Here is an 18,938-nt window from a genome sequence, read left to right on the forward strand (position 1 = left end):
ATTCGCTCCTGTCGATTCCTCATTCGGCCGCCAGAGGCATCCGTGCACCCTCCGCGGCGGCCTCCGGCAACCCGCGACCTTTCACCAACGCGTAGACGGCCGGAATCACGACGAGGGTCAGCACGGTCGAGGACACCATCCCGCCGATCATCGGCACGGCGATGCGCTGCATGACCTCGGAGCCCGAACCGGTGCTCCAGAGGATGGGCAGGAGACCCGCCATGATGGCGACCACCGTCATCATCTTGGGCCGCACCCGCTCGACGGCGCCGACCATGATGGCCTGCCGCAAGTCCTCGCGCGTGAGGGGGCGTCCCTCACGCCGGCACCCTGCCCGGACCTCGTCGAGGGCGTGGTCGAGGTAGACCAGCATGATCACGCCGGTCTCGGCCGCGACGCCGGCGAGCGCGATGAAGCCGACCGCCACCGCCACCGACATGTTGAAGCCCATCCACCACATCAGCCAGACGCCGCCGACGAGCGCGAACGGCAGCGAGAGCATGACGATGAGGGTCTCGGTCAGACGGCGGAAGTTCAGGTAGAGGAGCAGGAACACGACGAGCAGCGTCAGCGGCACAACGATCCTGAGGCGGGCTTCGGCGCGCTCCAGGTACTCGTACTGCCCGCTCCACTGCAGCGTCGTGCCCTGGGGCAACCTGACCTCCCTGTCGACCGCGGCCCGGGCGTCGGCCACGTAGCCGCCGAGGTCGCGCCCAGTGAGGTCGACGAAGATGTAGACCGCGAGCTGGCCGTTCTCGGTCCGGATCGAGGTCGGCCCCCGGGTAAGCTCGACCTTCGCGACCTCGCCGAGCGGCACCGTCCCGCCGGCCGGCAGCGGCACCTGCACCTCGTCGGCGATGGCCCGCGGGTCGGAGCGGAAGGCGCGCGGGTAGCGTACGTTGACGGTGTAGCGCTCGCGGCCCTCGACCGTGTTGGTGACGCTCTGCCCGCCGAGAGCCGAGGCGACCACGTCCTGGACGTCGCCCACCATGAGCCCGTAGCGGCCGAGCGCCTCCCGGTCGGGCGTGATGTCGAGGAAGTACCCGCCGATGACCCGCTCCGCGTAGGCACTCGACGTGCCCGGCACGTCGCGCACCACTGCCTCGACCTGACGGGCGACCTTCTCCATGGCGCCGAGGTCGGTGCCGAGCACCTTGATGCCGACCGGCGTCCGGATGCCGGTCGAGAGCATGTCGATGCGGGCCCGGATCGGCTGCGTCCAAGCATTCGAGACGCCCGGGAACTGCAGCGCCCGGTCCATCTCCGCCTTGAGGCTCGCGAGCGTCACGCCCGGGCGCCACTCGGCCTTAGGCTTGAGGCTGATGATGGTCTCGGCCATCTCCATCGGCGCCGGGTCGGTCGCGGTGCTGGCGCGCCCGGCCTTGCCGTAGACCGAGGCGACCTCGGGGAAGGACTTGATGATCCGATCCTGGGTCGCCAGCAACTCGCCCGCCTTCGTCACCGAGATGCCGGGCAGGGTCGTCGGCATGTACATCAGCGTCCCCTCGTCGAGTTCCGGCATGAACTCCGAGCCGAGCTGGCGCGCCGGCCAGACGGTGACCGCCAGGACGCCGAGGGCGAGCAGGATGGTGGGCAACCGCGCCCGCAGTACGCCTGCGATGACCGGGCGATAGAGCCAGATCAGGAGCCGGTTCACCGGGTTGCGATGCTCCGGGACGATCCGTCCGCGCACGAACAACACCATCAGCGCCGGCACCAGGGTCACCGACAGGAGCGCCGCCGCCGCCATGGCGAAGGTCTTGGTGAGCGCGAGCGGCCCGAACAGGCGCCCCTCCTCGCCCTCCAGGGTGAAGATGGGCAGGAAGCTCACGGTGATGATGAGGAGTGAGAAGAACAGCGAGGGGCCGACCTCGCCCGCCGCCTCGACCAAGATCTCGACCCGCGGCTTGTCCGGCCGCGCCCGCTCCAGGTGCTTGTGGGCGTTCTCGATCATCACGATGGCCGCGTCGATCATGGCGCCGACCGCGATGGCGATGCCGCCGAGCGACATGATGTTGGCGCCCAGCCCCAGCGCCTTCATCCCGGCGAACGCCATCAGGATGCCGACGGGCAGCATCAGGATGGCGACCAGCGCGCTTCGGACGTGCAGGAGGAACACGATGCACACGAGGGAGACGACGACGCTCTCCTCGACAAGCGTGTGCCGCAGCGTCTCGATGGCCGCGTCGATGAGTTGCGAGCGGTCGTAGACCGGCAGGATCTCGGTGCCGGCCGGCAGGCTTTTCGCCACCTCCGCGAGCTTCGCCTTCGCGTTCTCGATGACGGTCAGGGCGTTCGCGCCGAACCGCTGCAGGACGATGCCGCCGGCGACCTCGCCGTCACCATTCATCTCGGTGATGCCCCGCCGCTCGTCAGGCCCGAGTTCGACCCGGGCGACGTCCCGCACCCGCAGGGGAGCACCACCGGTGGTCTTCAGGACGATGTTCTCGATGTCGGCCACGCTCCGCAGGTAGCCGCGTCCGCGCACCATGAACTCGAACTCGGAGAGCTCGACCGTGCGGCCGCCGACGTCGGCGTTGCTCGCCCGGATCGCGTCCCGGAGCTTGTTGAGCGAGATCCCCTGCGCCCGTAGGCGGTTCGGGTCGACGACGACGTTGTACTGCTTGACGAAGCCGCCGACGCCCGCGACCTCGGCCACGCCCTCGGCCCGCGACGCCCCGAAACGGACCACCCAGTCCTGGAGGGAGCGCAATTCCGCGAGCGTGCGCTCCTTGGCCACGACCACGTACTGGTAGACCCAGCCGACGCCGGTGGCGTCCGGACCGAGGGTTGGGGTCACGCCCGCCGGCAAGCGGCTGGCCGCCGCGTTGAGGTATTCGAGCACGCGCGAGCGGCCCCAATATGGGTCCGTGCCGTCCTCGAAGATCACGTAGACGAAGCTGACCCCGAAGAACGAGAAGCCGCGCACCACCTTCGCCTTCGGGACCGTCAGCATGGCGGTCGTGAGAGGATAGGTGACCTGATCCTCGACCACCTGCGGGGCCTGGCCCGGGTATTCGGTGTAGACGATGGCCTGCACGTCCGAGAGGTCGGGGATGGCGTCGAGCGGCAGCGTTCGCAGCGCCATGACGCCAGCGGCCACGGCGAACACGGTGCCGACCAGCACCAGGACGAGGTTGCGGGCCGACCAGCCGATGAGGCGCGCGATCATGGCTTGCCCTCAAGGTTCGAGGCCTGCCGGTCGCTCGCCTTCGGGGCGGACATGGACTGAAGCGCCGCCTTCAGGTTGCTCTCGGCGTCGATCAGGAAGTTCGCCGCCGTGACGACCCGGTCGCCGGCGGCGACGCCGTCGCGGATCTCGACGTAGCCCGTGCCGCGAACCCCGACTTTGACCTCGCGCGGCTCGAAGCGCCCCCCGCCCCTGTCGAGCAGCACCACTTGCCGCGCACCTGTGTCGATGACCGCGTCGTCGGGCACCGCCACGACGGGCTTGCCCGCCCCCGTGGCGATCTCGACCTCGGCGTACATGTCGGGCAGGAGCGCGCCGTCCGGGTTCGGCAGCTCGATGCGCACCCGCGTGGCCCGGGTGTCCGGGTTCACCTGCGGATAGATCACCCCGACCTTGCCGGAGAAGGTCCGGCCCGGGGCCGAACGCAGGCGCACGGTCACGGCCTGTCCGGCGCGAACCCCGGCCAGGTCGCGCTCGGGCACGTCGGCCAGCACCCACATGACCGAGATGTCGCCGATCCGGAACAGGGTGTCGCCGGCCGCGGCTTTCATGCCCTCGACGGCCGAGCGCTGCAGCACCACGCCGTCCCGGGCCGACGACCAAGTGATGGCCATCGGCACCTTCCGGGTGCGCTCCATGTCGTCGATGACGGCCTCGGAGACGTTGAGGTTCTGCAGGCGTCGCCGAGCTCCGTCGAAGCCGGGGTTGGCGATGAGCTGCGCGGCGGCGGCGTTGATTTCGGGGGAGTAGATGTGGACCAGCGGCTGGCCCTTGCGGACGCGGTCGCCGGTGGTGACGTCCTCGACATGGTCGACGTACGCGTCCGACCGGGTCGCGATGACCGTCACGCGCCGCTCGTCGAGGGCGACGGTACCGGGCACGCGCACCGGCTGCGCCACCACCCGCCGCTCCACTGTTTCGGTTCGGACGCCGGTCCGCTGGACCTTGCCGGGGGAGACCGTCACGACGGCGCCGCCCTCGTCCTCGCCCGCGTAGACGGGGATGTAGTCCATCCCCATCGAATCCTTTTTCGGGGTCGCCGAGGTGTCCGGCAGCCCCATCGGGTTGCGGTAGTAGAGCAACTTGCGCGTGCCCCCGTCGGGCTTCCCGGCCGCCGCCGTTCCATGCGCCGCCATGCCGTGCCCGGTCACGTCGTGGCCGGCCATGTCGGGGGATGTCGTCTCGCTCCCTTGTGCCTGGTCGAAGCGCACGTCCTCGCTGGCCCGAACCGCCCGGAAGTCGTGCCCCTCCGCAGTCGTTCTCGGCGACGCGGAGTAGACCGGCTTCCCATCCGGATCCTGGTAGTAGACCACCGGACCCGTGACCTTCGCCGGCGCCGGTGCCTGCGGACCCGGCATGCCGGTCGGAAGCCAGTGGGCGAACTCGGTCCGTGCGCGCTCGACGAGGACCGGAACGGGGCTGCCATCACGCCCCGCCCAGTACCCGGTGCCCCCCGCCGCCAACGCGGCGAGGATCCCGGCGAGCCATGCCGAGCGGCTCACTTGACGGCCTGGAAGACGAGCCTGTCCTCGACGGTGCCGGTTTCGCCCTGGACCTTCGCCCCCAGCGAGAGCCGCCAGCCCCCGGCCATCGTGAGCTTCGCCTTGAAGCGGTAGAGGGCAGGCTCCGTCGACGGGACCTGCTCGATCGTCGAGGTCATCTCGTCCATGCTGTCGGGCGCCATGTCGATGCGCTTGGCGAAGATCACCGCGTCCGGAACGGGCTTGCCGGTGCGCTTGTCCATGAGTCGCACCGAGAGGATGGTCTCGCCGACCTTCGCCTCCGTCCGGATCAGCACGAAGGCGTAGTCCTTGATGCCGGCGAGCGCCGGCAGGGCCGGGACCGACAGGGCGGCACCGAGCAGCGCGGCACCGAGGGCGCGCGCGAAGGGGTACGTGGTCACGGATTTCGTCTCCTGAACGCGATGGATGGCCACGCGTGGACGCGCGGCGTCGTGCCGGCGTTCACGCCGGCGTCATCGGGCTCAGGCTCGGGGGGGCTCAGGTAACGGGCGGCCGGACACGCTGGCGAAGGACGCCGCATCGGGCCACACCCGGCTCGTCCGCGTCGCCACCGGGGCCGGGACGGACGCCGCGGTCGGCAGGAGGGAGGCGACGCTGGCGAGGCAGAGCGCCAAAAGCGGACAGCCGGCCTTGGCGCAGTCGGGCTTCGCCGCCTTCCCGGGCGGGCAGCACGGCATGTCGGCCATGTCCGCGTCGCCCACGTCCATCCCCTCCATCTCGGCATGGGCAATGGCCGAGGTCGCCTCAGGCGCGGCTTGCGCCATGATGAACGCGCGCATCCCCGCGGCGGCCGCGGGCGCGGCCACCGGCGTCAGGGCGAGGCTGAGTACCGCCAGGAGCGGCAACAGTCGCCGAAGGGCGATCAAGAACGTCACGCAGGTACGATGCCAGCTTTTCGATCCGGGCGGAAGGCCAGTGTCACGGGAGACGGCGCGTCCCAAGTCTTGAGGGTCAAGGTTTCGTTCCGTCGGGCGGCCGATCCACCGACCGACCTCGCCGGGCGGGCGTCTCGGCGACCCGTTCCTCGTGGGCCCGCCGGACCGCGCCATGGCGCGTCCGGCCTGCCGTGCAATGGCCGTCCCCGAACGGCAGGCAGAGGCCGGATCGAGGCCGCCACCCATGGAAGCCGCATCGACACCGTCGGTCCCCTGGCAAGCCCCCGGACATGGAGTGGCCGTCTGCCGAGCGCGCAATCTGGAAGGCGGTCAACAGGGGAATGGTCGCGTGCATCGCAGGCGTGAGCCGGTCGTCGTTCTCGGGCTGTTGCGCTGGCCGCCCATCGCAAGGGCGCAGGTTCCGGGCTCCCGGCATCCGCGCGCGTGCTGTCCGGGCATCTGGGAAACCTACCGCACACTTGACCCTCCGCGCGGTAGGCGGTGCAGGGCGGCGCGCCGAACCTCACCCCGTACCACCCCAATCGGCCGGTCCGGCGGTTCGGACCCCGCGGGAGGTTCAGAAGTGCTGGGCGGGGGGGGCCGACCGGGCGGCGGCAGGGCGGCGGGGCACCGCGCTGATCGATCCGGTCGTCAGGCCGACGTCCGGAGCTTCGACCTGAGGCGTTTCGGTCCGTTGCGATTGATGCGTCTGGGGCAGGAAACGGGGTGGGACGTTGTCCATCCATCCCGCGAGCGCGTAACCCGGCAGTCCGGCGAGCATGGCGATTCCTGCAAAGGCGGGGATGATCTTGCTTTTCATGGCGGAAACCGTTGATCTGACGAGAAGCTTGCCGCTCCTTGTCTTTAAGTCCGGATGTCTTGGACGTACCGTTACAGCGCGCTGCGAACCTTTGTGGGGTTGGGCCGGGGTCGCCCGGCGCGGCGCCTCGCTCACCGGGGGGATAATCCTGCAAGCGATTGTGGGATGCGCGACGGCCGCATTGCCTCGCGCGGCCGGGCGGGTGGGAGGGTCAGGCCAGTCGTCGTGCCGGATCCCATCCGCGGCGTTACCGCGACGAGGCCCGTGACATGAAGCGTCGGCCGGCGACAGGCCCCCAAGCCGTCGCGTCGCCCCTCGAACCCCGGCAGGCGATCCGGAGGATGTTCCGAACCGGCTCGCTACCAGCGAAGGAGGCGCGGTCCCAGGAGCGCTCCGACGAGCGTGCACATCGCGATCGTCCCCCCGTACCATACGGCGACGAACGGTACGGTATCGTCCATGCAGTGCAGCGAATAGCCGAGCGCGCTCACGGCTCCCGCGGAGAGGCCGACCAGGGCACCCGCCCGCACGAGATCCGTCGGCGCTCCGAACCGTCGAACCGCCCACGTGACGACGGCGAACGGCACGACGGCGATCACGGGGATCGAGATGAGGCATTCGAGCCAGGTGTGACCGGATACCATGCCGTGCCAATGTTCGGTCGGCGCCATCAACAGGCTCACGCACGCCAGCGCCGCGACCACGAGGAACGGCAAGGCGGCGACCCCGAGATGGACGCGGCTCTCGCCGCCGGGCCTGGCCGCCCTGACGAGATACCGGAGCGCGAGACCCCCGACCGCGGCCGCAAACGAGAACTTGAACGCGAGGAACAGGAGCGGCCGGACCTCGGTCAGGCCGGGACGCAAGCCCAGAAACGCCAGCGCCAGGCACAGCGCGGCCGTCGCGCCGACCGCGACCGCCAGCGCGAGCCGGCGGGTCATCCAGGGGGCCCCGACCGGTTCGCGCTCGAAGCTGGCGCCCAGCAGGCCGATGAGTTCGTCGGTCTTCATCTCGCCTTGCCTCCCACGAGATTGGCCAGGGTCTTCAGGCCGCGGTGGACGCTCACCTTAATCGCGGTCTCGGACATCCCGGCACGTTCGGCCGCCTCGGCGGCGCTCAGGCCCTCGACCTTCGTCGAGAGGATCGCGTTCCTCATCTTGGGCGGTAGGTGCGCCAGGAGGCGCTCGACGTCGAGCGAACTCTCCGCCGCGACATGATCGTCGCGAGCCACCAGCACGCCGGCATCCTCGACAGGGACGTCGGCCGCGGCCGTACGCGTACGCCGAAAATGGTCGATGAGCTTGTAGCGGGCGATGGCGTGGATCCACGGCGTCACCGGTTGCGTGACGTCATAGGTGTGCCGCCGCACATGGATCACCATCAGCGTCTCCTGGACGAGATCCTCCGCCTCGGTGTCGGTACGGCCGGAGCGAGCCAGTTTGCCTTTGTAATACGCGCGCAGGTGCGACCCGAGCCGCCCCAGGAAGCGCCGGTAGTCGGCCGCGCTGCCCGCAAGGCTGGCGATAAGCAGCGCGCGCAGTTCCTCTTCCACCTGCAGCACCGGGACTAGGCGGGCCGGTTCGTAGCCGCTGAGCGGATGCCAGAGATACGTCGCATGTTCCGCCACCCCACCGTGTCCTCACGACCGCAGCACCATCCTGCAGGAGCGTGTCGTACGGCGATCCGCGCCCTGAGGCTCGTCGGCCGAAGGCGACGTATGATCGGCCGCGCCGCTCGGAGAACAATCCGCAAGCGGCCGCCGAAACGTTACAGCGCTCGCGGCATGCCCGGGAGCGTAGGCATGTGCCGCCCATAATTGCCAAGCCTATGCCCCGATCTTAGACCCAGCCGGACCCAACGCCACGCGCCGGGCGGGAAGCCTCCGGAGCCTCGCCGCCCGCGCTCTCCCTTCGCATGGAAAGGCCTGCCGAGAGCGCCGCCGAGAGGGCGGTCTCCGATCCGGGGACGACGGCGGATTCGTCCCGGAGCGGGCGTTCGGCGCCATCGCTTTTCCCCTCACCGGGGGCGGTCCGGGCAAGAAGCCGGCCCGTCCCGCCATCGACGTTTCCCTAGGAGCATGATCATGATCGAGGTGATACCGAACTGGCATCCGGTCGCGGTCCATTTCACGGTCGCCCTCCTCATCACGGCCAGCGTCCTCTTCGCCGCGGGGACCCTGTTCAGGAAAGCGGCATCGGGTGGCGCGCTCACGGCCGCCGCCCGATGGAACCTCGCAATCGGCGCGGCCGTCACGGTCGCGACCCTCGCCACGGGTTGGTCGGCGTACAACACCGTCGCCCACGACGCGGCCTCGCACGCGAACATGACCGTCCACCTTCGCTGGGCCATCGCCACCGCGCTCGTGTTCCTCGCCGCCGCCGGCGTCGCCTGGCTGGAGCGCCGGAAGGTCGCAGGCGCGGGCGTCGTGCTGCTGGCGCTCCTCGCCGGAGGTTCCGGGGCCCTCGTGGTCACGGGCTGGCTCGGCGGCGAGAACGTCTACCGTTACGGCCTGGGCGTCATGGCGCTCCCGAGATCGGGCGACCACGTCCACCCCGCAAGCGGCGGCCATCCCCACGAGCACGGCCACGACCACGAGACCGCGGACGCCCCAAACACGCCCGATGCCGCCGCGGGCAAGGTAGAGACGCGCCCGGCGCCGGACGCCCCCTCCGCACCGCACGAACACGCTCATTGACGGACGGGCCGCGGTGATACCCGTCCCGGGTACCCCCAAGCGCCCGTCGCATGAACGCGGCGGGGGTCCTGGCACCGGTGTGGCGGTCAATCCGCCGAGTGCGGCTTCGCCGTCGACACCGGCATGTGGCGAACTTCCAACACGCTGAGTTTGTGGGACATCGGTCGAGCACCACGGATTGCAGCTTCCACCCCGGCGTGAGAATGTCCGCGAAGATTAGGCAGGGGCCCTGATCAGTGAAAGTCGTGCGCGCATTGCTGCTTGCCGTACTCGCCTTGGCCTTGGCCATCGCGCCGGCAGCGCCGTGCACCATGGGCCGGCAGTCGACGGCTCACCGGCACATAGCCGCCGCCGCGGCGACGCATCTCGCGCACGCCGCCGGCACCTTGGGCAGCCAGAACAAGCCGGACGAGGCTGGGATACGGGGGACTTCCCTCGCCTTGCCGGCTGCGGCCGCCGACGAAGGATGCCCCGGCCATCGGCATCGCCCCAAACATCCTCCCTGCCCGGCTACCTGCTGCCCGCTCGCGTGCCAAGCCGCGCTTCCCACCCTGCCATGGGCGAGCATCACCCTGGAATTTCATCCGTCCGAGCGGGTCCTGATCGTCCAGGTGGACGGGGCCGTCGACGCGCATCCGCTACGGATCGAGCGGCCGCCGAGGCGCCAAGCGTGACGCGCGGGCGGATCTAGCGCCCGCCCTCGGCCGCTCCGACAGGACGGCCTCGCACACCCACAACGAGCCGACGCCTTCGCCGGGCGCGACGCCGTCGCCGCTCGACCCGCGGCCCGTGCCACGCCTGGGCCTGCCTTCGGCCGTCCGCCTCACCTCGGGAAATCCAAGATGTTCAAGTTGCCGAGACCGGCCGCGCTCGCGGCGGTCCTGCCGCTCGCCGGCTGCATGCCCGCCGCCGTTCCCGCCGGGCTCGTCCTGCCCTCGGAGCCGGACATCCCGGTCCGGCCGCCCCGCTACGCGAAGGTGACGCAGGGCGTGAAGGATTTCGGCGTCGTCGACCCAAAGGATTGGCGCGAGCTCAATCGCCAGGTCGCGCCGAAGGCCGGGTCCGGCGGTACGGGGGGCATGCCGGGCATGGACGGGATGCCCGGCATGGGCGGCAAGCGCGATTCGGGGGGCCGGTGATGGCCCGTCGCTGTAACCAAACGGGCGGCGGCGCCGGACTACCGGGCATGAGTGGCACGACGACCGCGCCGGGACACGCCGGTACGAGCGCGCGACCGCCGGACGAGGCCGTCCGGGGGCGGTTCGTGCGCGTGGCCGCGAGCATCACCGGCCTCGGCCTCGCCTTGGCAGGCTGCGCGAGCTTCTCGCCGGACGCGGGCCTCTCCGTGGCCGGCGGCTACGCGGCGCTTGAACTGCGCAAGGACATCGTGAAGGCGGACGACCAGGGCGTCGCGCCGAGCGCGGACGCCCGCGTGGACGCGTTGCTGCGCCGTCCCTTGACCGCCGACGGCGCGGTGCAGGTCGCGCTCCTGAGGAACCGGGGCTTGCAGGCCGCCTTCAACGACCTCGGCGTCTCCGAGGCGCAGTACGTGCAGGCCACGCTGCCGCCCTCGCCGCGCCTCTCGATCACGCAATGGGGATTGGGTTTCAACACGGAGATCGAGCGCTCCGTCGCCGCCAGCGTGCTGGAGTTGGCTACGCTCCCGGTGCGCGCCGAGATCGCGCGGCAGCGGTTCACGGCCGACCAGTACAACGCGGCGGAGCAGGTCCTGCGGCTCGGGGGCGAGGCGCGCCGGCAATTCTACCGTACCGTCGCGGCCAACCAGGCGACCGCCTTCCTCGAACAGGCGCTGGCCGGCGCGGAATCCGCCTCGACGCTGGCCAAGCAGCTGGGCGAGACGGGGGCTCTGAACAAGCTGGAACAGGCGCGCGAGCACGCCTTCTACAGCGAGTTGGGCGCGCAGCTCGCTAAGGCGCGGGTGCAGCAACGCGCCGAACGGGAGCGGCTGACCCGACTGCTCGGTCTCTGGGGGCGGGACATCGATTTCCGCCTGCCCAACGGCCTGCCGCCCCTGCCCGGGAGGCTCGTCGACGGGCACGCCATCGAGGCCGAGGCGATGATCAAGCGGGCCGACGTGCAGGCAGCCCGCTTCGAGCTGCAATCGCTCGTGGGGCAGTTCGGGCTGAACCAGGCCAGCGGCTTCGTCAGCGTCTTCGATGCGGGCTTCGCGAACCGGTTCTCGCGGTCGAGGACCGCGGGGGGCGAGGGCGGTGCCCCGAAGGTCGACAAGGCCAGCCTGAACGGGTTCTCGGCGGATCTCGTCATCCCGATCTACGACTTCGGGGCCACCGCTGTCCGGGGGGCGCAGGAAAGCTACCTCGCCAGCGCCAACCGCCTCGCCGAGCGCGCGGTCAACGCCCGCTCCGAGGTGCGCGAGGCTTACCAGCGCTATCGCGGCCAGTACGACATCACTCGGCATTACCAGACGAGCGTCCTGCCCCTGCGGCGGACGATCCAGGACCAGGCGCTGCTCCAGTACAGCGGCATGCTGCTGGACGTCACGACGCTGATCGTCGACGCCCGGGCCAGGATCCTGAGCAACATCCAGGCGATCGAGGCGCAGCGCGACTTCTGGATCGCGGCGACCGACCTCAAGGCGGCGACCGTCGGCGGCGGGTTCTCGGGGGGCAACTTCGGCGGCGAGGCCGCCGGGGGCACCCCGGGCACGAGCCTCGCCGTCGCGACGCCCGGCGGCTGAGGTCGGGGGCCCGCGCCGCCCATGACATTCGGAGGGAAACCATGACCGACATCTCGCGCAGAGGGATCCTGGGAGCGGGCGGCCTCGTGCTCGCCGGCACGTCGATGATCAGCGGGCGCGTCCAGGCCGCGGGCCTGCCCGAGGCCCCGATCATGGACAAGGCGACCATGCAGCCGCCGCTCTATCCGACGAGCGGGCCGGACTACCAGCCGGTGGTGACGCTCAACGGCTGGACGCTGCCGTGGCGCATGCGCGGCGACTGGAAGGAGTTCCACCTCATCGCCGAGCCGGTCGTGCGCGAGATGGCGCCCGGCATGGACGCGCGGCTCTGGGGCTACAACGGCCAGTCGCCGGGACCGACCATCGAGGCGGTCGAGGGCGACAAGGTCCGCATCTTCGTCACCAACCGCCTGCCGGAGGCGACCGCCGTGCACTGGCACGGGCAGACGCTGCCCAACGGCATGGACGGGGTCGCCGGCCTGACCCAACCCGGCATCCCGCCGGGCAAGACGTTCGTCTACGAGTTCATCCTCCGGCGCTCCGGCACCTTCATGTACCACCCGCACTCGGACGAGATGGTCCAGATGGCGATGGGCATGATGGGCTTCTTCGTCGTGCATCCGCGCGACCCCGCCGAGCGGCGGGTCGACCGCGACTTCGTCTGGCTGCTGAACGCCTACGACATCGAGGCCGGGTCCTATGTGCCCAAGGTCAACACGATGCTCAACATGAACATGTGGTGCTTCAACAGCCGGGTGTGGCCGGGCATCGATCCGATGGTCGCGCGCCAGGGCGACAAGGTCCGGATGCGCTTCGGCAACCTGACCATGACCAACCACCCGATCCACGTCCACGGCGTCGACTTCAAGGTCACCGGCACGGACGGCGGCTGGATCAACGAAAACTATCAGTTGCCGGAGGTGTCGGTCGACGTCGCGGTCGGGCAGATGCGGGCCATCGAGTTCAACGCCGACAACCCGGGCGACTGGGCGATCCACTGCCACAAGTCGCACCACACCATGAACGCCATGGGCCACAACGTGCGGACCTACATCGGCGTGAACCTGAAGAGCACGGCCAAGCAGATCCAGAAGATCGCCCCAGGTTACATGCCGATGGGTTCGACGGGCGGTGGCATGATGTCCGAGATGGAGATGCCGCTGCCCGAGAACACGCTGCCCATGATGACCGGCGCGGGCCCGTTCGGGTCGGTCGAGATGGGCGGGATGTTCACGGTCCTGAAGGTCCGTCCGGGACTGGCGGCCGGCGATTACCGCGACCCCGGTTGGTACAGGCATCCGGAAGGCACCCTCGCATACGAGTGGACCGGCGAGCCGATGCCGGAGCCGGCCCGCGCCCCGGACACCCCGAAGGCCCGGCGCGCCCGGCAGACCGACCTGCGGGTCGTCGATCCGCGGACGCGCCGCACGGCCTCGAACGCGGGCGGCCACGAGCACTAGGCGGACGCCCACAACGCGCCAGACGGCCTGCCGGAATCGCCACGAGCGAGGCAGGCGAACCCGTTCGGAACGGGAGCGATCCCGTCCGAAGTCCGCCGCGCCGGTCGCCGATCCCCTCAACGGCGCCGGCGTGGCGGTTCAATCGACCTGAGGAGAAGAAACCATGAGAAGCAAGTTCCCGCTCGCCGTCCTTTCGGCGGCCTTCCTGGCGATCGCGGCGCCTGCATGGGCGCAGTCCGTGAAGGGGACGGTGACGAAGGTAGACCCGGCCGCGGGCAAGGTCACGCTCGACCACGCGGCGATCCCGAAGCTCGACATGGATGCGATGACGATGGCGTACCCCGTCAAGGATCCCGCGATGCTCAAGGATCTGAAGGCCGGCGACAAGGTCGATTTCGACGTCGCGGAGGCCGGCGGCGCGTACACCGTCACGAAGATCCAGAAGACGAAGTAGCGCCCTGGAGGGAAGCCCCGTGCGGCTTCCGCCCGGTCCCGCGCGAGGGCTTCGGAGCCCTGAGATGGAGCAACCATGCGACGCCTGATCCTGTCCACCGCGCTCGCGGCCGCGCTCGTCGGCCCGATCCCGCAGCACGCCGGCGCGCAGCCCGCCAAGGGCGCGCCCGCAGCCCTGGAGCGGGCGCGCGAAACGATGTCGAACCGTTTCCGGGACACGAAGCTGACCGGCGACCCGGACCGGGACTTCGCGGAGCTGCTGATCGCCAGCTACGAGGAGACGTTGTTCCTGGCCAAGACGCAGCTCGACTACGGCGGAGACCGGCAGCTGCGCGAGCTCGCGCAGAAGATCCAGGACGAGCAGCAGGCCAAGATCGACGCCCTGAAGCAGTGGCAGGTCCGCAGCCGCGAGGCCGGCTACCGGCCGCAGCCGAACCAGACGCCGTCGGGCGAGGGACCGTTGGACCGTCGAGCGAAGGGCGACCCGGCCCAGGGTCAGCCGGAAACGCCCCCCGCGGAGAAGGCGGCCCCGCAGCCGGCTCCGCAGGCGACGCCGTCGAACGCCCCGCTCGTCGCCGGAACCGTCAAGAAGGTCGACGACGCCGCGGGCAAGGTGACCCTCGACCACGAGACCATCCCGAACATCGGGATGGACGCGATGACGATGGCCTACAAGGTCCAGGACCCGGCCATGCTCAAGGGCCTGAGGCCCGGCGAGCGGGTGCGGTTCTCGGCCGACCGCGTGAACGGTTCGATCGCCGTCACCCGCATCCAGAAAGCCAAGTAGTGGGATACGGCCGGAACGTCCCACGCCCGGCGGCACCTCGCGCCCTGGGCGTCCTCCTCGGCCTCGCCGCCGTTGCCGGCGCCGGGGCGGCCGCGGCGGAGGGCACCACGGGACCATCCGCGACGGCCACGGCCCCCGGGAACGCCAAGGCCCGCGGTCGCACCGCCTATGGCGAACTCCTCATGCGGGAGGCGACGGCACGCGGGGTCCCGCCCGCGCTCGCCGAGGCGGTCGCGTTCGTCGAGAGCGGCTACGACGCCGGGGCGGTCGGAACGGTCGGCGAACTCGGGTTGATGCAGGTCCGGCCGGCCACGGCGGCGATGCTCGGTCATCGCGGGCCGGCCGCGGAACTTCTCGACCCTGCCACGAACATCCGCTTCGGCGTCGCCTACCTCGCACGGGCCTGGAGCCTCGCGGGCGGCGATGTCTGCCGTGCCCTGGCCAAGTATCGTGCCGGCCACGGCGAGGAGCGCATGACGCCGCACTCCGTCGATTACTGCCGGCGCGCCCACGACCGGCTGGCCGCCATGGGGTCGCCGCTCGCGGCGGTCGCGGCGACGGCCGGTCCCGGCATCCCGCGGACATCCGCATCGAAAACCCGCGCGGCGCCGACGGCCGTCATGTTCCTCGCGAACCGGTTCTGGGCCGCGCACGTCGCGCGCGTCCGGGCCGTCGAGATCCGGACCGCCCGGATCATGGAGGGCGGCTGATGCGGCCCGAATGGGCGGCGCTCCCGCCGCTCCCCTGGGTGCGCCGGAAGGCGCCGGTCACCCGTGCGCGTCGACGCATGGCCGCCCTGGTGCGCCGGCGGCGAATGGAGGGAGGCTCGGCATGACGTTCAAGCCTTACCCGCACGCGCGCGGCGACGGCTCCCTCGGCGATGGCTTGGCGATGCTGCGCGCCAGGGTGGCCCGGCGCATCGCCCTGGGCCCCTACTCCAGGCGGGTCTCGATAGGTTTTGGGCGGAACCTGTCGGTCGCCATCGAACCGCCGGTCGCCAAAATCCCGGTGCGATTGCGCGACTTCCGGCCGGACGACCTCGCGGCCCTCTTCCCCTCCGGCGGCGACGAGGCGGCGAAACGCGAACGCGATGACGTCGAGTGGCGATTGCGTGCCGCCGCGCACGGCGTCCTGCCGAGCCGCTGCTACGTGCTCGAAGAGGTCAGGTCGGGCCGCCCGTGCCACGTCCAGTGGCTCACCGACCCGGGTTACGGCGACGCGGTCCGTCGGTCCGGGGCCCTGCCGGTTCTGGCAGCCGACGAGGCCATGCTGGAGAACGCCTTCACGCCGAAGGGCTTCCGCGGCCTGGGCGTCATGGCCGCCGCCGTGTACCTGATCGCCGAACGCGCCCGGTCACTGGGCAAGGGACACTTGGTGGCCTTCGTCGACGCCGACAACGCCGCCTCCCTCAAGGCGGTCGAACGGGCGGGCTTCAGACCCTGTTCGATCCGCACGAGACGCCAGTTCGCCTTCGGGACGTTCCGAACCGTCCGATTCGAACCGCGGGCGGGGGCCGTGGGTCGCGGCGCGCGCGCCACGCCGCGGGACGAGGGCTACGGCGCTCACCCAGGGGACGGCATCCAGTCGGAGGTGGACGCACGAGAGGCGGAGCCGCCGGATGCCGACTGAGCCCATCAATCACGCCGGGCCGCGAAGCGCGCCCTCCCCTCCCGGACATTCGGACCGATCCGCCCCGTGACGGCAATCGAAGCCATCCACGCACTCGCCCACAGGCTCACGGGCCTCGACTACCCACACGGCCACTGGTGGATCGTCGCCGATGCCCTCCTCGTCTTCGTCGTGGCGCCTGTGTGGACCGCGTGGCTCGTCGGCCGCGCCGCGCTGCGCCGCCGTCGGCGGACGGCGGATGCTGTCGCCGCGGCGGGAGCCACCGATGCCCTGCGGGACGCCCCGTCCCGTGGCCGTCGGCATCGCGGCTTCGCGCTCCGGCCGGGACGGCGCCTGGAGGCATACGTCCTGGGTGCCACGGCGGGCATCCAGGTCCGCTTGGTCTTCCTGTCTCTCGCCACGCTGCCGGCCGCATGGCTGACCCTTGAGATACCCAAGCACATCGTCAACCACACGCTCGACGACGCGCGGGGCGACGGGCATCCCGGCATGACGTTCCTGGGACTCCCCCTCGGCCGCACGGAACTCCTGTTCGCCCTGTGCGCCGGCTACCTCGCCGTCCTCACCGTGAACGGCCTCCTGAAGTACGCGGCGAACCGGGTCCGCGGACGCGTCAACGAGCGGGTCGTGCGACGCCTGCGCCTGGCCGTCCTGCGGCGCGTGCGGACGGAGCGCTCGGTCGAACGCCGCACGACGCTCTCCGCCGTGGCGGTCCAGGAAGTCGAGCCCATCGGCTACTTCGGCGGCAGCCTCGTCGCGGTCCCCATCGTGCAGGGGGGCGTGCTGGTCACGAGCGTCGCCTTCCTCCTGCTCCAGGACGTCGCCCTTGCCTTCGCCGCGCTGATCATGCTGCCGGTGCAGCTTACGGTCCTGCCGCGCCTCCAAAGGCGTCTGAACGCGAAGGTCCGGCAGCGCGTCCTCGCCACGCGGACGCTGGGCGCCCTCGTCACCACGCCCGAGGTCGCCGGGCGTCCGGGCCTCGCCCCTTCCGCGGCGGAGCGCGATGCATCCGCCTCGTCGTTGCGGCGCCACATGGCGCACGTCGAGGAGCTTGAGCGGCTCCGCGTCGCCATCAACGACATGAAGGGCGGCATCAAGAGCCTGTACAATTACACGTCCAACCTCACGCCGTTCTTCTTCTTCCTGATCGGCGGCTATCTCGTCGTGCAAGGCCGCCTCACGCTCGGCGCCCTGGTGGCGGCGCTCGCGGCCTACAAGGAGATCGCGCCCGCCCTCAGGGAGCTGTTCGATTTCGCCCAGGATTGGTCGGACGCGGCGGCGCGCTTCGCCGAGGTCACGCGGGCCGTCGACCTTCCGGCTGCCGTTCAGCCAGGCATCACGAGGTCGGTTTCGGCACGGGAGGCGGCCTAGCCGACGGGCGCCCAACCTGTGCCGTTCCCCGACCGCGGCCTCCCCCCGCTCCGCCTCCCGGGGCCCGCACCATACGAGGTCCTGGCGCGGCCGCCCCCGGTAGCGAAGGCGACCGCGGCCCTCGGGGCTCCACCGTCGGTGCTTCCGGCCACGGCGACGTCGCGTGCCCTAAGGCCGTCCGGCGCGGCTCGGCCGGCGGCGATGCGAGCACGCTCCGGATCACGCCGGCGTTCGAGCCGAGCGAAGCGGTCGCGGGGCCGGGTCGGTCGCGGCGTCCAGACTCATCCGGGTGCGCCGACGTGCCTCGACGGAACTAGGAGTGGGGCGATGAGGATCGGGGAGGTGGCACGCGCCTGCGGGATCTCGCCCAAGATGATCCGCTACTACGTGCGGACGGGCCTGATCCCGACACCGACCCGGTCGGTGTCGGGCCTTCGGGTTTACGCCGAGGACGAGGTGCGCAGGCTGCGGTTCGTGCACGCGCGGCATCCGTCGATAGTCGCGCCGCCGCTGGCTGCCATGGGGCGCGCGTGCGCCACGTTCACAATCCTACGATTCTGGGCAGGTTTCTGGCTGCTGCGCCGGCAGTGTTTTTGTCCTTAGCGCGCCAGACTGGGACGCTTTGCATCAGGCGACCCGCACGGCGTTCGGATGGGTTTGCGCAAGCCGACCTCGGTTTTGGCGCAGCGCCGCTCACCGGGTGGGCGTGATGGAGCTAAACAGTATGGCTGCTCAGCCCTTGCAGCAGCTCGCCGGTTCATTTCGTTCCTGAGCTTCCTGGATCGGCGGGCACGGGACATCGCCGTACGAGCAGAATACACAGCAATCGCCCTTCTTCGGGCGGAGCAGAGTGCCGCAGCCAGGGCATTCGTAGAAGAACTGGCAGGCGTCGGTCGGCATCGTTTCCGAAGCCCGGTGCCCACAATGCGGACAGGTCAGGATCGAGATCAGCTTCATCAGGCTGTCCGTAGCATCTTGATCAGGGCGGGCTCAAAGTAGCTCCCGGCCGCAGCGGCGGCGATGAACAGCGTGGCGAGGCTGAGAAGCACCAGGGGGGCGGATGACCGACGCGGAGCTGGGCATGATCCATCCGGCCCGCAAGCAGCCCGTCGCCGCCGCGCGTAGAAGAACCAGCCGGCGATGACCGCCAGGACGCTGACGAGCATCAGCGGCGTGCGAAGAGAGGCGAGCACGCCGAGGACCGTGAAGACCCCAGCACCGATCCCGAGGCCGCCCAAGACTATGGGCAGCACGCAGCACGACGAGGCCGCCAGGGCACCGAGCCCCGTGATGGCGCCGAGCGCAGCGATGCTGCCAACGCTGACCGCGGCCGGTTCGTGGACGGGTCGTTCGGCAGGCGGTGTCTGATCGAGGGTCATGTCTCGTATCCATCGTGATCCTCGGCTACCCTGCATC

Annotated in this window: 20 protein-coding genes; 11 read left to right on the plus strand and 9 right to left on the minus strand. The window is 70.6% G+C overall.

Annotation, left to right across the window (positions count from 1 at the left end; all coding sequences use genetic code 11):
* Positions 1 to 19 precede the first annotated feature (19 nt).
* From BM396_RS15665 to BM396_RS15695, 7 genes are all read right to left on the minus strand, one after another.
* A complete protein-coding gene (locus BM396_RS15665) occupies positions 20 to 3,172 on the minus strand; it encodes an efflux RND transporter permease subunit (RefSeq protein ID WP_007565530.1) in 3,153 nt (1,050 codons plus the stop codon).
* Complete coding sequence (locus BM396_RS15670) at positions 3,169 to 4,692, minus strand: efflux RND transporter periplasmic adaptor subunit (protein WP_007565528.1); 1,524 nt, start codon at positions 4,690 to 4,692, stop codon at positions 3,169 to 3,171. The genes BM396_RS15665 and BM396_RS15670 overlap by 4 nt, the downstream gene beginning before the upstream one ends.
* A complete protein-coding gene (locus BM396_RS15675; RefSeq protein ID WP_007565526.1) occupies positions 4,689 to 5,093 on the minus strand; it encodes a FixH family protein in 405 nt (134 codons plus the stop codon). The genes BM396_RS15670 and BM396_RS15675 overlap by 4 nt, the downstream gene beginning before the upstream one ends.
* An 81-nt stretch (positions 5,094 to 5,174) precedes the next feature.
* Positions 5,175 to 5,588 (minus strand): hypothetical protein, encoded by a 414-nt coding sequence (locus BM396_RS15680; RefSeq protein WP_007565524.1) that lies wholly within the window; start codon positions 5,586 to 5,588, stop codon positions 5,175 to 5,177.
* Positions 5,589 to 6,165: 577 nt separating this feature from the next.
* Positions 6,166 to 6,543 carry a hypothetical protein gene (locus BM396_RS32190; RefSeq protein WP_139239492.1) on the minus strand — a complete coding sequence of 126 codons (378 nt, stop codon included), beginning with the start codon at positions 6,541 to 6,543 and terminating at the stop codon, positions 6,166 to 6,168.
* A gap of 224 nt (positions 6,544 to 6,767) precedes the next feature.
* A complete protein-coding gene (locus tag BM396_RS15690; protein WP_007564152.1) occupies positions 6,768 to 7,418 on the minus strand; it encodes an NrsF family protein in 651 nt (216 codons plus the stop codon).
* The gene (locus BM396_RS15695) at positions 7,415 to 7,969 is read right to left on the minus strand and encodes a sigma-70 family RNA polymerase sigma factor (RefSeq protein ID WP_039903061.1); all 555 of its coding nucleotides are present in this window, start codon (positions 7,967 to 7,969) and stop codon (positions 7,415 to 7,417) included. Before BM396_RS15695 ends, BM396_RS15690 begins: the two co-directional genes overlap by 4 nt.
* 522 nt (positions 7,970 to 8,491) lie before the next feature.
* Between BM396_RS15695 and BM396_RS15700 the strand changes: the two genes are divergently transcribed.
* From BM396_RS15700 to BM396_RS15750, 11 genes are all read left to right on the plus strand, one after another.
* The gene (locus tag BM396_RS15700) at positions 8,492 to 9,103 is read left to right on the plus strand and encodes a DUF2231 domain-containing protein (protein WP_007564148.1); all 612 of its coding nucleotides are present in this window, start codon (positions 8,492 to 8,494) and stop codon (positions 9,101 to 9,103) included.
* Between the two features lie 245 nt (positions 9,104 to 9,348).
* The gene (locus tag BM396_RS15705) at positions 9,349 to 9,777 is read left to right on the plus strand and encodes a hypothetical protein (RefSeq protein ID WP_230364970.1); all 429 of its coding nucleotides are present in this window, start codon (positions 9,349 to 9,351) and stop codon (positions 9,775 to 9,777) included.
* Positions 9,778 to 9,945: 168 nt separating this feature from the next.
* Positions 9,946 to 10,242: a hypothetical protein gene (locus BM396_RS15710; protein ID WP_007564146.1), complete on the plus strand. Its 297-nt coding sequence runs from the start codon at positions 9,946 to 9,948 to the stop codon at positions 10,240 to 10,242.
* 47 nt (positions 10,243 to 10,289) lie between these two features.
* A complete protein-coding gene (locus BM396_RS15715) occupies positions 10,290 to 11,822 on the plus strand; it encodes a TolC family protein (protein ID WP_007564144.1) in 1,533 nt (510 codons plus the stop codon).
* Positions 11,823 to 11,863: 41 nt separating this feature from the next.
* Entirely contained in the window at positions 11,864 to 13,282 is a 1,419-nt protein-coding gene (locus BM396_RS15720) for a multicopper oxidase family protein (protein WP_043380886.1), read from the plus strand.
* A 163-nt stretch (positions 13,283 to 13,445) separates the two neighbouring features.
* A complete protein-coding gene (locus BM396_RS15725; RefSeq protein ID WP_007563975.1) occupies positions 13,446 to 13,736 on the plus strand; it encodes a copper-binding protein in 291 nt (96 codons plus the stop codon).
* Positions 13,737 to 13,811: 75 nt separating this feature from the next.
* A complete protein-coding gene (locus BM396_RS15730) occupies positions 13,812 to 14,522 on the plus strand; it encodes a copper-binding protein (RefSeq protein WP_007563973.1) in 711 nt (236 codons plus the stop codon).
* Complete coding sequence (locus BM396_RS15735) at positions 14,522 to 15,232, plus strand: transglycosylase SLT domain-containing protein (protein ID WP_007563971.1); 711 nt, start codon at positions 14,522 to 14,524, stop codon at positions 15,230 to 15,232. Before BM396_RS15730 ends, BM396_RS15735 begins: the two co-directional genes overlap by 1 nt.
* A gap of 121 nt (positions 15,233 to 15,353) precedes the next feature.
* Complete coding sequence (locus BM396_RS15740; RefSeq protein WP_007563967.1) at positions 15,354 to 16,151, plus strand: GNAT family N-acetyltransferase; 798 nt, start codon at positions 15,354 to 15,356, stop codon at positions 16,149 to 16,151.
* Between the two features lie 66 nt (positions 16,152 to 16,217).
* Positions 16,218 to 17,522 carry an ABC transporter ATP-binding protein gene (locus BM396_RS15745; protein ID WP_007563965.1) on the plus strand — a complete coding sequence of 435 codons (1,305 nt, stop codon included), beginning with the start codon at positions 16,218 to 16,220 and terminating at the stop codon, positions 17,520 to 17,522.
* A 327-nt stretch (positions 17,523 to 17,849) separates the two neighbouring features.
* On the plus strand, positions 17,850 to 18,125 hold the full coding sequence (locus tag BM396_RS15750; protein ID WP_007563962.1) for a MerR family DNA-binding transcriptional regulator: 276 nt from the start codon (positions 17,850 to 17,852) through the stop codon (positions 18,123 to 18,125).
* 129 nt (positions 18,126 to 18,254) lie between these two features.
* Here the strand turns inward: BM396_RS15750 and BM396_RS15755 are convergent, their stop codons facing one another.
* Together BM396_RS15755 and BM396_RS15760 are read right to left on the minus strand one after the other, a co-directional pair.
* Entirely contained in the window at positions 18,255 to 18,479 is a 225-nt protein-coding gene (locus BM396_RS15755; protein WP_007563961.1) for a GDCCVxC domain-containing (seleno)protein, read from the minus strand.
* A complete protein-coding gene (locus tag BM396_RS15760) occupies positions 18,479 to 18,901 on the minus strand; it encodes a hypothetical protein (RefSeq protein WP_007563959.1) in 423 nt (140 codons plus the stop codon). The genes BM396_RS15755 and BM396_RS15760 overlap by 1 nt, the downstream gene beginning before the upstream one ends.
* Positions 18,902 to 18,938: the final 37 nt, after the last annotated feature.

The sequence above is a fragment of the Methylobacterium sp. UNCCL125 genome (assembly GCF_900116795.1).
GTDB lineage: Bacteria > Pseudomonadota > Alphaproteobacteria > Rhizobiales > Beijerinckiaceae > Methylobacterium > Methylobacterium fujisawaense.

Excerpts from the sequence above, each read along its gene's own strand:
- BM396_RS15740 (WP_007563967.1), top strand. The coding sequence starts at position 15,354 with ATGACGTTCAAGCCTTACCCGCACGCGCGCGGCGACGGCTCCCTCGGC.
- BM396_RS15700 (WP_007564148.1), top strand. The coding sequence starts at position 8,492 with ATGATCGAGGTGATACCGAACTGGCATCCGGTCGCGGTCCATTTCACG.
- BM396_RS15750 (WP_007563962.1), top strand. The coding sequence starts at position 17,850 with ATGAGGATCGGGGAGGTGGCACGCGCCTGCGGGATCTCGCCCAAGATG.
- BM396_RS15720 (WP_043380886.1), top strand. The coding sequence starts at position 11,864 with ATGACCGACATCTCGCGCAGAGGGATCCTGGGAGCGGGCGGCCTCGTG.
- BM396_RS15665 (WP_007565530.1), bottom strand. The coding sequence starts at position 3,172 with ATGATCGCGCGCCTCATCGGCTGGTCGGCCCGCAACCTCGTCCTGGTG.
- BM396_RS15730 (WP_007563973.1), top strand. The coding sequence starts at position 13,812 with ATGCGACGCCTGATCCTGTCCACCGCGCTCGCGGCCGCGCTCGTCGGC.
- BM396_RS15710 (WP_007564146.1), top strand. The coding sequence starts at position 9,946 with ATGTTCAAGTTGCCGAGACCGGCCGCGCTCGCGGCGGTCCTGCCGCTC.
- BM396_RS15760 (WP_007563959.1), bottom strand. The coding sequence starts at position 18,901 with ATGACCCTCGATCAGACACCGCCTGCCGAACGACCCGTCCACGAACCG.
- BM396_RS15690 (WP_007564152.1), bottom strand. The coding sequence starts at position 7,418 with ATGAAGACCGACGAACTCATCGGCCTGCTGGGCGCCAGCTTCGAGCGC.
- BM396_RS15715 (WP_007564144.1), top strand. The coding sequence starts at position 10,290 with ATGAGTGGCACGACGACCGCGCCGGGACACGCCGGTACGAGCGCGCGA.
- BM396_RS15725 (WP_007563975.1), top strand. The coding sequence starts at position 13,446 with ATGAGAAGCAAGTTCCCGCTCGCCGTCCTTTCGGCGGCCTTCCTGGCG.
- BM396_RS15755 (WP_007563961.1), bottom strand. The coding sequence starts at position 18,479 with ATGAAGCTGATCTCGATCCTGACCTGTCCGCATTGTGGGCACCGGGCT.